The sequence below is a fragment of the Bifidobacterium sp. UTCIF-39 genome (assembly GCF_006408715.1).
GTDB lineage: Bacteria > Actinomycetota > Actinomycetes > Actinomycetales > Bifidobacteriaceae > Galliscardovia > Galliscardovia tissieri.
On the sequence record NZ_JEOG01000016.1, the window covers coordinates 32930 to 47331 of the forward strand.

Annotated in this window: 9 protein-coding genes; 2 read left to right on the forward strand and 7 right to left on the reverse strand. The window is 62.1% G+C overall.

Going from position 1 to position 14402, the window contains the following annotated elements; genetic code table 11:
- Positions 1-140 precede the first annotated feature (140 nt).
- A complete protein-coding gene (locus EP30_RS07505; protein ID WP_140557475.1) occupies positions 141-2735 on the forward strand; it encodes a TIM-barrel domain-containing protein in 2595 nt (864 codons plus the stop codon).
- A 172-nt stretch (positions 2736-2907) separates the two neighbouring features.
- Here EP30_RS07505 and EP30_RS07510 read toward each other — a convergent pair whose 3' ends face one another.
- Entirely contained in the window at positions 2908-3651 is a 744-nt protein-coding gene (locus EP30_RS07510) for an HAD family phosphatase (RefSeq protein ID WP_258185423.1), read from the reverse strand.
- A gap of 217 nt (positions 3652-3868) precedes the next feature.
- Between EP30_RS07510 and EP30_RS07515 the strand changes: the two genes are divergently transcribed.
- Complete coding sequence (locus EP30_RS07515) at positions 3869-5302, forward strand: DUF5067 domain-containing protein (protein ID WP_140557477.1); 1434 nt, start codon at positions 3869-3871, stop codon at positions 5300-5302.
- A gap of 90 nt (positions 5303-5392) precedes the next feature.
- Here EP30_RS07515 and EP30_RS07520 read toward each other — a convergent pair whose 3' ends face one another.
- The 6 genes from EP30_RS07520 to EP30_RS07545 all read right to left on the reverse strand — a co-directional run bounded on the left by EP30_RS07520 (position 5393) and on the right by EP30_RS07545 (position 14385).
- Positions 5393-7474, reverse strand: coding sequence for an AarF/ABC1/UbiB kinase family protein (locus EP30_RS07520; RefSeq protein ID WP_140557480.1), 2082 nt, complete (start codon positions 7472-7474; stop codon positions 5393-5395).
- A 386-nt stretch (positions 7475-7860) separates the two neighbouring features.
- A complete protein-coding gene (locus EP30_RS07525; protein WP_140557482.1) occupies positions 7861-8361 on the reverse strand; it encodes a phasin family protein in 501 nt (166 codons plus the stop codon).
- A gap of 455 nt (positions 8362-8816) precedes the next feature.
- Entirely contained in the window at positions 8817-9614 is a 798-nt protein-coding gene (locus EP30_RS07530; RefSeq protein WP_140557484.1) for a type 1 glutamine amidotransferase, read from the reverse strand.
- 42 nt (positions 9615-9656) lie between these two features.
- Entirely contained in the window at positions 9657-11123 is a 1467-nt protein-coding gene (locus tag EP30_RS07535; protein ID WP_375137746.1) for a MurT ligase domain-containing protein, read from the reverse strand.
- A 276-nt stretch (positions 11124-11399) separates the two neighbouring features.
- Positions 11400-12809: a replicative DNA helicase gene (dnaB, locus tag EP30_RS07540; protein ID WP_223848208.1), complete on the reverse strand. Its 1410-nt coding sequence runs from the start codon at positions 12807-12809 to the stop codon at positions 11400-11402.
- Between the two features lie 25 nt (positions 12810-12834).
- Positions 12835-14385 (reverse strand): serine/threonine-protein kinase, encoded by a 1551-nt coding sequence (locus EP30_RS07545; RefSeq protein ID WP_140557486.1) that lies wholly within the window; start codon positions 14383-14385, stop codon positions 12835-12837.
- Between the last annotated feature and the right edge of the window lie 17 nt (positions 14386-14402).

Sequence of the window (14402 nt, forward strand, 5' to 3'; positions counted from 1 at the left end):
AAATATTAACGTTTGCACACGTAATCATGACAACACGTCAAATATCTTGCATATCATATGCGCAAGCGCTAACATAATAACGCAATGCATTCGTCAATCAGTTGCTGACATGCATCACACATGCGACAAAGGAGTTTCATATGGTCGACAAATCCCTCTTTTCGTTCGACACACTCGGCACAGTGCCCGGCATGAACCCGTCCGTCACGCTCGGCGGCGAGGCCGACGGCAAGCGCTGGCGCATCGGCATCATCACCGAATCACTGATCCGTTTTGAATGGTCCGACTCCGGCAAGTTCATCGACGTCCCCACCCAGACCGCGTTCGTGCGCGACTTCCAGTCCGCATATGGCGACACCCTGCCGCAGTTCACGGCGATCGAGCGCGACGGATGGCTGGAGATCGACACCCCGCACCTGCACATCTCCTACAACCAGCAGCCATTCACCAAGGAAGGCCTGTACGTCACGGTCAAGGGCGTGAAGTCCACCGACAACACCTGGCATTACGGCGACGAGCAAACGCGCAATCTCGGCGGCACAGCCCGCACGCTCGACACGGTCGACGGCCGCACGCCAGTGGGTCCCGGCGTGATCAACACCGACGGCTGGGCGGTGATCGACGATTCGCAGTCCAACATCATCATCGAAACCGACACGGTCAACGGTCACAACAACCCGTTCGGCACCTGGGTCACGCCCAAGCCGGAACCCACCGAGGACTTCTACCTGTTCGGCTACGGCCACCGCTACCGCGAGGCCGTGCACGACTTCTACAAGCTCACCGGCCCCACGCCGCTGCTGCCGCGCTACGTGCTGGGCAACTGGTGGAGCCGCTACCACCGCTACACCGAGACCGAATATCAGGAGCTCGTCACGCGGTTCGAGAAGGAAGGCATTCCGTTCACCACCGCCGTGATCGACATGGACTGGCATCTCGTGGACGCCGTCGACCCGAAGTACGGTTCCGGATGGACCGGCTACACGTGGAACAAGGATTTCTTCCCCGACCCGCAGCGCTTCCTGCACTGGCTGCACGATCACGGCATGAAGACCACGCTGAACGTGCATCCGCGTGACGGCGTACGCGCGTTCGAGGAGCTGTACCCCGAGGTTGCCGAAGCGGTGGGCATCGATCCGAAGACCGGCGAGGCCGTGCAGTTCGATCTGACCGACCCGACGTTCATGAACGCGTACTTCGACAGGCTGCACCACCCGATGGAGGACGAGGGCGTCGACTTCTGGTGGATCGACTGGCAGCAGGGCGGCGTGACCCGCCAGCGCGGACTCGACCCACTGTGGATGCTCAATCACCTGCACTATCTTGACTCCGCGCGCACCGACGCCGTACGCGAGGACGAGGATGCCGATCCGGCACAGAAGGCCGACCCGCGTCCGCTCACGTTCTCGCGCTACGCCGGCCCCGGCTCGCACCGCTACCCGATCGGCTTCTCCGGCGACACGATCGTGACCTGGGAATCGCTGCAGTTCCAGCCCGAGTTCACCGCCACGGCCAGCAACATCGGCTACGGCTGGTGGAGCCACGACATCGGCGGCCACATGTTCGGCTACCGTGACGAGGAGCTTGAGGCACGCTGGTACCAGCTCGGCACGTTCAGCCCGATCAACCGCCTGCACTCCACCGACTCGCCGTTCAACGGCAAGGAACCGTGGAACTTCCACACCGAAGTGCGCAACGCCATGACCGCCACGCTGCGGCTGCGTCACGCATTGATCCCGTACCTGTACACGATGAACTGGCGCGCGGCCGAGGAGGGCGAACCGATCGTACAGCCGCTGTACTGGGATTACCCGGAGATCAACGACGCCTACAAGCTGGTCGAAGAGTTCACGTTCGGCACCGAACTGCTGGTTGCGCCGATCGTCTCCCCCGCCGACCGCGATGTGCAGATGGCCAAGGCCGACGTATGGCTGCCGCAGGGCACGTGGTTCGACTTCTTCACCGGTCGCCATTACGTGTCCCGTCCGGCGAACGGACGTCGTCTCGAAGCGTGGCGCGGTCTCGACGGCATGCCTGTGTTCGCCAAGGCCGGCGCGATCGTACCGTTGCAGGAGGTGCCGGAGAACGGCGATAACGCCGACGTGACCCCACTGAACGATGTCGCCAATCCCGCGGCGCTGCGTGTGCTCGTCTTCCCCGGCGCGAACGGCGGGTTCACGATGATCGAGGACGACGGTGCTGCGGCGAGCGCGGTGCGCAAGGCGACCACACGGTTCACGCTGCACAACGGCAGCGGTGCCGGGCAGACGTCCACGTTCACGATCGACGCGGTCGACGGCGCTGCGGACGCGGTGCCCGGCGAGCGCGCATGGACCGTGGTGTTCCGCGGCGTGAAGGATTCCGCGGTGGCGGTGTCGGTCGACGGATCGGCAGCCGTTGAGGCCCGTACCGAATACGATCCGCAGACGTTGAGCCTGACCGTGTCCGTCCCGTCCACGTCGACGGCGGAATCGATCACGATCACCCTGACCGACGGTCTGACGATCGCCGACAATCCGACGGCTGACGACGTGTTCGCCGTGCTGCGGGATGCCCAGATGCGTTACCTGACCAAGGAGAAGGCCAAGGCGCTGATCGACGATCTCGGTGTGGCGGCACTGCCCGGTCTCGCCACGCTCGAGGACATGCGCGGCGCCGACGATCGTCGATTCGGCGAATCGCACATGCCGCAGAGCGTAATCCAGGCGCTGACCGAGGTGCTCACGCGCGACTGACGCCCTTGTCCCCTTCTTGTGCAGCCGCCCCGCATTCGCCCCACGTTACACAGACGTGACCGTATGCATTACGTGGGCCGTTACGCGGGCCGCGGCGCTACGTTACGCGGGCCGTCAGCGGCCCACGTAACAAGACACGGCCCACGTAACGGGGACACGGGAAGCGTTGACGTTACCTGCCGGACTTGAGGCGCAACTCGACCAGATCGTGGAACATCTGCGGGGTCACGCCGTCCCACGTTTCGATGCACGCGAACTGCGGTCCGTTCTTCGACGGCGGATTGTCGGAACGAATGTACCCGGTCAACGCGATCGTGGTGGCACCGGAACGAGCCGCCGACTCCAGGCCCACTGCGGAATCTTCCAACGCGATGCACTCGCGGATCTCATCGCCCTTGATGCCAAGCTTGGCCGCCGCCGCAAGGAACGGAGCGGGGTGAGGCTTCTTCTCCGTCACATCGTCGTGGCACACGTACGCCGCGAACACGCCTTCCGGAGCCTGCGCCACGGCAGATTCGGCCATCGCACGCGGCGAGGCGGTGACCAATACGTTGGGAATGCCGGCGTCGCGCGTCGCCACAAGCACGTCGAGCACGCCCGGCATCCACGGCATCTGCTCCATCTCGCGCTTGGCAACGAAGTCGATGATACCGGCGGTGAGCTCCTCCACGCCGAGCTTCGTACCGCGATCGATCATCATCTGCGCCACCTGGGGCACGGGCGTGCCGGTGACCTTCCAGCCCATCTCCTCACTCCAGTCGCCGCCGTACTGCCGGGCGAACCAGAGTTCGGCCTCATGCCAGATCGGTTCGGAATTGATGAGCGTGCCGTCCATATCCCAGAACGCGGCGCGCGGCAGCTTCATATCCGCGTCGGTTGCGTTCGCGGTCGTCTTCGGTGCAGTCGTATTCGCCATGCCTCCAACTTTACGTAGGCCTGTGGTCCGCACAACGTCTTGCGTTTGCGCATCAGGATACCGTTACGCCGGTTTTCACGACAGTATTGCGATCGTTATGACAGCGACGATATGACATACGGCAACGTCGAACAGGCCTGCAAACCCATGGAATTCAACGATTCGACGATACACTGGACATACATATCGGGGAATACCGCGAGCAAAGGGGTTCGTGATGAGCGGACAGGGTGCCCACAACGACGATCACAACGACGGTGGTCCATATGACAACGACCGGTATAACGGCCAGTCCGACAATGCTGATTTCAGCGGTTTCGGGTCCGGTGACGGCTACGTGTCGCCGTTCGCCGACGACAACTATGTGAGTCACGGCATCGACGCGTCCGAATCCGACGACAGCACTCTCAACAATCCGTACGCACCGTACGATCCCGGCACCCCCAACGATCGAGACAACGATCACAAACCGGACAACACAAGCCACGCCAACACCGATCGCAGTGACCACGCTCCCATACGCATCGCGAAAATGGCCAATGACCGTACCATGCGCCACGGTGGAAAATTCTTCACAAGGGTCATCATCATGACAGTGGCGATCGTGCTGGTGCTGTTCGCACGCAACCTGTTCAAGGGCAATTCGAATTCATCAAACACCTCCTCATCGTCAACCGGCAACGAGGAAATCGACACCACCAAATACACCACGCTGGATCGCACCGGCGAAATCACGTATCACGAAAGCGCGGGCAGCAACGGCAAGACGCTGTCCGGCAAATTCGCGATTCTCGAAGCGCGACGCGGCCCCGAGGACTGCAACGGTCAGCCGACCATGCTTGTGACGTATCGATTCACGAACCTGTCCAAGACCAGCGCCAACGCGCAGAATTACCTCTCCTACAGCGTGTATCACCAGGGCGTGGGACTACGGCAGATCGGCTGCTTCGCCGACGGCGACCCGGACGGATACAGCATGTTCGACGTATCCAGTGACGTAAAGCCCAAGGCGTCACACGAGTTCAAGGTCGCCTATCAGCTGCCTGATCAGGCGGTCCGTTCGTTCCAAGCGGCCAATACCGGTCAGGATGTCACAGCGATCGAACAGGATCTCACCTACGATGTGAGAATCAGCAACCATGCGCGTAACCTGCCCACGTCGATCGGCGCGACGGTCACGCTACCGCAGGACGTCAACGATCTTAATCCCACCGACGTGGCCAAACCACGCACGTTCGATGCACCATCCGCAACCGTCGATTTCAAGGACGGACTCCGTCTGTTCACCGGATACTCGTACACGTACGACGACAGTCTGTCAGTCCACGAGAGGATCGAAGCCGAAGCCATAAGCGCACGGCGCGGTCCGAACACCTACAACGGCAAGCACACGGTGATCGTGACCTACCACTGGATCAATCACACCAAAGTGCCGTACACGTTCAACGACGCCGTACGGGAAACCGTGTATCAGAATGGCGTGGAACTTGAGCGGACGGTGTTCGCCGAACCGACCGACAGCTACTCGGTGACCACGCGTGACGCGCCCGTGATGCCTAGGGTACCGACCGATGACCACCACCATGGCGTATGTTTTGCGCGACGATACCAGTGCGCTGACCGCAACGATAGAGGGCCCCGCTTCGGATGAGGACACGATGAGCTGGGATCTGAAGCTGGAGTAGCCGTGTGGAGCCGGAGTAGCGTGGACCACAATCCGGCCGCATCCGCCTACATCCACTTACATCCGTCGTTTCGGCCGGTTCTTGCGGAAAATGTCGATCACGATCCACAACGACAGCATGAACGCCACCACGTATCCCATGAACCCGATGACGGGGATGCCGAACACCACCGGTTTCATACCCGCGTAGTACACGATCGACGAGCCGATGAACAGGCCGACCACGATCAACGCCATGGTCAGGCGGTCCACCATATAGCTCATCTGGCGAATCGGCTCCTCCGAACCGACCATCTCCACGTTCGCCTTGATCTGCCCGCGCGTGAGCATGCGCATCGCCGTACGTGACTCGGACAGCGCACCCAACGCGCCATGCAGCGCCTTCTGCCCCTCGATGCCGATCGTCTTCGCCTCCTCCTTGGCGGCGGAACGCAGGCCCCTCGTATTCGCGATATGCGCGGTGATGATCGCGATCATATCGGTGTCGGGCAGGAATTCGTCGAGCACGCCCTCCAGTGTGACGAGTCCGCGCGCCACCGTGGTCACGATGCCCGGCAGTTCGACGTGATGCTTGCGGGACAGCTGGATCAGCGCATTCACGAACGCGCCGATGTCAAGATCCTGCAGACTGACCGTGCCGAAGTCCTGCACGATCGCGTCGAGGTCGGACAGCAGTCCGGGATAGTTCACCTCCGCGGTGTCGGTGGGGCCGGCGAATCGCAGGAACGCCTCGGCCAGCGCCGGCGAATCCTGCTTGCCCACGGCGAAGATGATGTCCTGCAGGATCGACCGCGTGCGTGCGGACAGACGGCCGGTCATGCCAAGGTCGATCATTACGATCTGCCCGTCGTGGATGATGATGTTGCCCGGATGCGGGTCGGCATGGAAGAAGCCCTCGTCGAGCACCTGAGCCGCGTAGTTGTCGACGAGTTTGTTGCCGATCTCCTCCAGCGAGTAGCCGGCCTCGATCAGACGGTCCGGATGCGAGACGGAAATGCCCTCCACGTAGTCCATCACCACCACGTGCTCGGTGCACAGGTGAATGTACGGCTTGGGGCAGTCCATGTACTTGTAGTCCTTGGCGAACTCGCGGAAATCAACGAGGTTGCGCGCCTCGATAAGGAAGTTTGTCTCGGACTGGAAGCTGTCCCACAGCTCCTCGATCACGCCGTTGAGATCGACGATCTGCGCGGATTTGACGAATTTCGTCATGTATTTCGACACCGAACGCATGATGTCGATGTCCTGCGCCATGGTTTCGCGCACACCCGGACGCTGCACTTTGACGGCCACATCCTCGCCGGTGACGAGTCTGGCGCGATGCACCTGGGCGAGGGACGCCGATCCGAGCGGCGTACGGTCGATGGATTCGAAGATCTGGTCGACCGGCTGGCCGTATTCGTGCGACAGCGTGTCGAGCACGATCTCGTAGGGCATGGGGTCGGCGTCGGCGCGCAGTTTGGCGAGTTCGTCGCAGAATTCCTGCGGCAGGATCTCGCTTCGCATCGACAGGTTCTGACCGACCTTGACGAATGTGGGGCCGAGCGCCTCGAACATGAGACGCATCTTGACCGGTGTGAGCCCGTGGAAGATATCGAATTGACGGGCGATGCCGAAGATCTCGCGGATTCGACGGATGCGCCCCTTGCGCGTGAGATGGTACTGCTGGGCGAACGTGGGCTCGTTGCTACCGAACAGGCCGATCGTGCGTTCGGCGGCGTTGGCACGAGCGCGGGCGCCGGCGTGATCGGTGAGACCGTCCTCCTCCTCGGTGACCGGGGTGCCGGAGATCGCATCGAGCACCTGCTCGTCGGTGAGCAGCGGATCGTTGGGGGCATCGGTGACAGGGGTGACAGGGGTGACGGGCGTGTCGGATACGGCGGACGCAGCGGGTGCAGCGGACGAGGTATCGGCTGTCGAAGTGGCGAAGCTGGGCTTGGCGGCGGTTGCCGTAGCTGCCGGAGTGGTGGTGGCTTCACCGACGGTGGAGTCAGCCGCATCCTCGGTCGTGCCGGCGGTCGTGCCGACAGCGGATGCCGACGTATCAGGCTGGTCGACGGAAGAGATACGCGACCGACGTCGACGGTACTGATTGTGCTTCTTCCGATGCTGGGACTGCGCCTTGTGTGCCTGTGCCATAGTTCACCAATGATAGTGCGCGGTTATGTTTGCGGTTATATTCACGCATGTTTGCGATCGTATTCGTGTCGTAGTCGTGGCACGATTCGTGATGGCATTCGCGCCGGTTCGACATTCGGTATTCGTGACGAGGGGATTCGATTGTGGGGAACGTATCGCGGGATCGTATCGCAGACGTCACGATCAACCATATCCGATCACGATGTCCCACTGCCTCGGTCGCAGTCGTACGGTCTCGATCGTAAGTGTCCCGACTGCTACGGCTCGCAAAGTTATGACTATCGGCTGGGCCTCGAACGTTGCTGATGTTAGCGAGGCCCAGCCGCAGTCGTGGCGGTCATGCAGTCGGACGTATTGCCGGGTACTGGTGACCTGCGGACTTGTCGTTACTCGGCCTTGGGGTCGGCGGCGGAATCAGCGGCGGGCTGATCGGCCGGAGACTGTGCTGCGGCAGGAACGTCGGCGGCATCAGCAGTGTCGGGCGCGTCGGTCTCGGCTTCCTTGGCCTCAGCCTCGGCGGCGGCCGCCTTCTCGGCGTTCACGGTCTCGGCAATCTTGGCCACACGCGCAACGTATTCGGCACGCTCCTCATCGCTCATCACGGACAGGCGGGCCTTGAGCGCGGCGTCCTTCACGTCGTCCACGGCATCGCGGGCCTTGGCAGCGGCGTCGGTGGCACCGGCGAACGCACCCTTGGCGGCACCCTGTGCCTTGCGCGTCAGCTCGGAATTCAGCACCTTGCCCTGATCGACGGTCAGCTCGCCCTTCTTCACAAGCTCGTCGATGATCTGCTGGCTTTTTTCGGCACTGGTCGCCACCGCGCCCACGCCCGCGAGGAAAATGGTGCGCAGGCCTTCACCCAGACCGTTGAAGTTGAAATCAGCCATGATGACACTCCTTCATATCCGCCGGCGGATCCGGCTGTATCGGCTGTAGCGTACGAGTCCGTCGGGGCGATCACAACGTGCGTCGTATGCCATGCGTCGTACGTCGTGCGTTGTGCATCGCATGTCGCGTGTCACGCGACGAAACCGCCTGGCACACACGCGTTGTCATGATCGCAACCCATCTCGTATCGACTCCAACTTTACCGCAGCCACCCCCGTTCGCCCCTGAACACAACCGGGTGTCCTGTCGTCCGTTACGTGGGCCGCGCTGTGTTACGTGGGCCGTTACGTGGGCCGTTGCAGCATTTCGGGAGAAACCGCGAAAACGTTGAAAAATCAACGGTTTTCAACGCGCGTTACGTGGGCCGCGCGCGGCCCATGTCACGGCCCACGTTATGGAGACGGCCCACGTAACGCAATGTGCGCAGTGTCGGCACGGAAGACGGACGGCGTAGTTACCTCGGGCGGGATTCGGCCACGCGTCGGGCCTCGGACGCGAACTGGTCGAGACGGTCCAGCTCCTCGCGCGCGGACGCCGTCACCTGCGGATCGAATACGCCGTACCGGTGCTCGGCGGCCTTGGCGATCAGAAAGTCAGCGATGCGCGGGTTCTTCGGCAGCAGCGAACCGTGCATGTACGTGCCGATCACGTTGTTCATGCGCGCACCTTCAAATCCGTCCTTGCCGTTGTTGCCAGCGCCCTCGCCGCGCACGCGCCCAAGCGGCTTCGCGCCCTCGCCGAGGAACGTCTGCCCGGAATGGTTTTCGTAGCCGATCACCGTGCCGAAATCGTCTGACTCCTCCACCAGATTGCCGATCAGTCGCACGGACTCGCCCACCGTGTGCGCGTCGAGAATGCCGATGCCGGGCAGCTTCTCCCCCTCGCTGGTCTCGAAATACTCGCCGAACAGCTGGTACATGCCGCAGATCATGAGCATGGGCACACCGTCGGCGGCAAGCTCGCGAATCAGGTCGGCACGGGCGAAGAAATCCTTGATGATCTTCTTCTGACCGGTGTCCTGACCACCGCCGCCAAGAATCAGATCCACGCCGATCGGCCACTGATCGCCCTGATTGTAGTAGTGCGTGACCGGCTCGTAGCCGTACAGCGCCATGCGACGCTGTATGGTGAGCACGTTGCCCGAGTCGCCGTAGATGTTCATGTCCTTCGGATACAGGCTCATGATGTCGAGACGGCGATCCTCTCGGGGTTCGTCGTTCGCGTTTTCGTTCGCCGCGTTTTCGTTGGTCATCGTCAGTCCTCGATTCGTTCGTTCTGTCGCGTGCTCGCCGGATCAGCGGCCCACGCCGGCGTCCGATACCTTGGTCAGATGGCCCAGATGCGCGCGCACCTTGAGCATCGACGTGTACGTGCAGTAGATGCGCTTCGGCGTACCCGGATTCGCCTTGACGAACGCGTCCACGGCCGTGTCGATATCCTGCTCGACCTTGCCGACCGGCACCTGATCGTATTCAAGACGCAACGCCATATCCCACGCGCGCACGCCCGAAACCATGCGCACGCCCGTACCGCGCAGACCGGTGAAATCCACGTCCCACAGCCAGCTCATATCGCGGCCGTCGGCGTACTGGTCATTGATCACGATCATCGTGTCGTGACCGGCCGGATCAAACGACTTGAGTGACATACGGAAGCCCATCGGATTCTTGACGAGCAGCAGTTCCACGCGAGTGCCGTTCACGTCGATGGATTCGCCGCGGCCGAACGCAGGGGTGACCTGCGCCACGGCGTTGATCAGATCGTCGGTGCCCGCGTTCGCGAACCGTTCGATACGACGACGGGCGGCCGGTTTGGCGAGCTTCGACGATTCCATGGCGGTGGCGTCGATCATGGCCGCGCGCACCACGGCGAGTGCGGCGGCGGCATTGTAGAGGTTGTAGACGCCTTCGAGTTTCACGCCGGTAGACCGGACGGTGCCGTCGATGAGGAATTCGGCGGTGTGATCGCCGACCGCGGTGAGCGTGACGTCGGCGGGAAGCGGATTGGTGGAGATCGGAGTGGGCGTGGCGGCCGCGGCGGAACCGTCAGTCGCGGTCGCGGAGGGGGCGGCAGACACAGCAGACACCGTCGCAGAATCGGCCGACGCAACGGACTCAGCCGCAGTCGTATCCGCATCGTTCGTATCACGCATATCGGCGGCATGCATGTCGTCGTCGGTCGGGAAGAACGATCGCAGATCGTCAGACAGTCCGAAATACTGCACCTTGGTGCCAGCGGGCACGAGTTCGGCGAGCTTGGCGATGCGCGGATCCTCACGATTGAGCACCACCGTGCCGTCGGTGGCCGCAGCCACATGGCCGAGCAGTCGGGCGGTGTTGTCGATCTCGCCGAACCGGTCGAGCTGGTCACGCATCACGTTGAGCAGCAGCGCATACCGCGGGCGGACCTGCTTCACGAAGTGCACGGCGTACGCCTCGTCGAGCTCAAGCACGGCGATGTCGGCGTTGAGATGACCGGCGATCGACACCTGCTGCAGCAGCGCGGACACCACGCCGCGTGTGAAGTTCGATCCGGTGGGGTTGGTGAACACCTTGAGTCCGAGCTGCGCGAACATGGACGCGACCATGCGCGTGGTGGTGGTCTTGCCGTTCGTGCCGGACACGAGCACCACGCCGTACGGCAGTCGGCTGAGCGTGCGGGCGAGAAAACCGGGGTCGATGCCCTCGATCACCTTGCCGGGGAACGCGCTGCCGCCGTGATGCGTCAGGCGGGCGGCCAGACGCACGCACTTGCCGATCAGCGGGGTGGCGAAGGCGTTCCACGGCGTGCGCGGAGTGCCCGTTACGGTCGCATTGTCGTTCGCCGAAAGACCGGCCTGACCATTACTCTTCACTGTTCACTGCCTTCTGTTCTGTTCGACTGTGCTGGCTGTTCGACTGTATTGATCCGGGTTCGATTACGCCGTCCGTCGAGTCGTACTATCCGTCCGACTGCGCCGACGACGTGCCCGATCGCCCACAACCATACCAATTCCACGTCACGTTGCGACGCCGATCGTCGTATCACGACCGACCGATCACACGCCCTGCTGGAAGTCCTGCGGCATGTCCTGGAATCGGGAGTTGGCGCCAAGGAACGCCAGCCCGAACGTCTCCGTCGGACCATTACGATGCTTCGCCATGATGATGTCCGCCTCGCCGGGACGATCCTCCTTGTCGTAGAAGTCGGGACGATGCACCAGGAACACCACGTCGGCGTCCTGCTCGATCGAACCGGACTCACGCAGATCGGACAGCTGCGGCTTCTTGTCGTTACGCATTTCCGGACCACGGTTCAGCTGCGACAGCGCCACCACAGGCACCTCGAGCTCCTTGGCGAGCAGCTTGAGCGCTCGCGAGAACTCGGACACCTCCTGCTGGCGGGATTCCACTGCCTTGCCGGAGCTCATGAGCTGCAGGTAGTCGATCACCACGAGTTTGAGATCGTTGGTCTGCTTGAGTCGGCGGCATTTCGCGCGGATCTCCATCAGGCTCATGTTCGGCGAATCGTCGATGAACAGCGGCGCGTTGGAGAGCTTGCCCCAGAAGTTGTTGAGCGTGTTCCAGCGTTCCGGCGTGATTTCGTCGGCGCGGCGCAGCGCACCCAGCGGGATGTTCGTTTCGGCGGCGATGATACGCTGCGCGAGCTCGTTCTTGCTCATCTCGAGGGAGAACACCACGGTGGTCATGTTCGCGTGCAGGGCCGCGTGACGGGCGAAGTCGATGCCGAGCGTGGACTTGCCCATGGCCGGGCGGCCGGCGACCACGATCATCTGGCCGGGCTGCAGGCCCTGCGTCACGTCGTCGATGTCGCGGAAGCCCGTGGGCACGCCCTTCTGGATCAGGCCGTTCTGCAGGGCGTCGAGCTGGTTGAGCGTCTCCTCCACCACGGGACCGATGGCCTCGTAGTCCTGGCGGACCTTGCCCACGCTCATCTCGTACACCTCGGCCTGGGCGAGGTTCACGATGTCTTCGGCCTGCGATCCTTCGGCCGAATAGCCCATCTGGGCGATTTTGGTGCCTGCGGCGATCACATTGCGCAGGATCGCGCGCTGGTGCACGATGTCCGCGTAATACGTGGCGTTCGCGGCGGTGGGCACGGAGGCGACCAGACTGTGCAGATAGTCGGCGCCGCCCACCTTCTCGAGGTTGCCCTCCTTGAGGAGTTCGTTCGCCACGATCACCGCGTCCACCGGTTGCGACGCGGAGAACAGCGTGATGATCGCCTCGTATACGGTCTGATGCTTCGGCTGATAGAAGTCGGTGACGTCGATCATCTGGCTGACCTCGCCGATCGCATCCTTGCTCATGAGCATGCCTCCGAGCACGGCCATTTCCGCGTTGTCGTCGTGCGGGGGGACGCGGTCGAAGATCGGGTCACGATCCGTGCGCTCGGAGCGCGCGGCGTTATCCCCGCGCTCGTTCCTCTCAAACGTCTGTTCTGCCATACTCACGATTGTAGGGAGATCACGATCACAGGGAAGCCATAATGGCATCCATCGTGTCGACGCCCGCGTCTGCGTTCAGCACAGAAGCCGCAGAGAACGGATACCCGCCGCCTATCTTCCACACGGCTCCGATCACCAGCACCGCCAGAATGATGGCGAGGATCCTGTTCCTGCGTTGCCTGCGACGCTCTCGTTTCGACCGCTCCACCGGACTGGGACCGTCATCGGCTGCACGATTCGTACTGCGCACGCCACGAGGCCCGCCGTCTTCCCGCTGGCGATGAAGGAACTCCTCGACATCCAACGTGGCGATGTCGTCCTGCTCGCTTTTCGCCTGAGGGTATCGCGGATTCGGCATCTTCCTTGTAGGCTTTTCCTCAGGCATTGGCACCGTATCCATCAAACGGGTTCGCGTGGATCCGTCGAGGACCGCATTCGAGTTCTCTTCCGTGACGATCTTTTCGGTCTCGCCCGCCGCGTCATTCCGCGGAACAGTCGCGCCGCCATCCTGACGCAGTCGAACACGCTTCTCGCCGAACACGTCCTCGCTGGACTCCGGACGCTCCTGCACAGGATGCTTCTCCACATGACCCTGCGGATTGTGCTGCGCGTATTGCAACGCCTGCCGCAGATCGGCGACGTTCTGATACCGGTCCTCCGGCCGCACCGCAGTGGCTCGGGCGATCACCTCACATAATGCCGCGCTCCCATGGGCAGGTTCGGGCAATGGGCCGGTACACCGACGAATCATCGCCTTTTCCTGAGACAGACCGGCATACGGCAAGGCCCCATCATTGCACATGCGGAACAGGATGATGCCCACGCTGTAGATATCGGCGCGTGAATCATACGGCTGATGCCGTAGCCGTTCCGGTGCCGCATACGGCATGGTGGCCACGGCTGTAGGAGCATTCTCGCCATCGGCAAGCAGACGCGAGATACCGAAATCACCAAGTTTGTAGCACTTACCGTTCTTATCGTAGAAGATATTGGCCGGCTTCACGTCACGATGCAGAATATGTTTCATCTCGTCGTCAGTCCTCATCGACGCGGTGGCGCACTGCAGCAGTCCCTCACACAGATCAAGTCCCACTGCGATGATCCTGTTTTCATCGTACGGACCATGACCATCTTCGATGGTATCCGCCAACGTCTGCGGCAGGTATTCCATCAGGATCACCAGATCCTGTCCGGAACAATCGCCATTCCGCCATGGCACGGTGGCGTGGGCCCAGATCTGCACGATGTGCGATTGCCCTCGCAGGTTCTGCATGAGCCGCCATTCCAAGCTAGCCTTGCGCACACACTTGGTCTTCTGTTCGTCCGTCAGCGGATGAGACAGGTCCTCAGAGAACATTTCGATGATTTTGATGGCACCCTTCAGACTATTACCGTATCCGGCGCTGACCTCGAAAATGGCGCGACTCGGATTCGATTGCACGTACAGGCAATCGCCCAAGCTCCATTCGACCTCCGCCGTATCGCGATTCAGCCCGTGCCGCACGTACGACACGGCCTGAAGATACCGATCCGGATTCCTGCGCACACGTGTCTCCGCACTCACACTCTTCATCATGTTCCCCACTTCCTCAT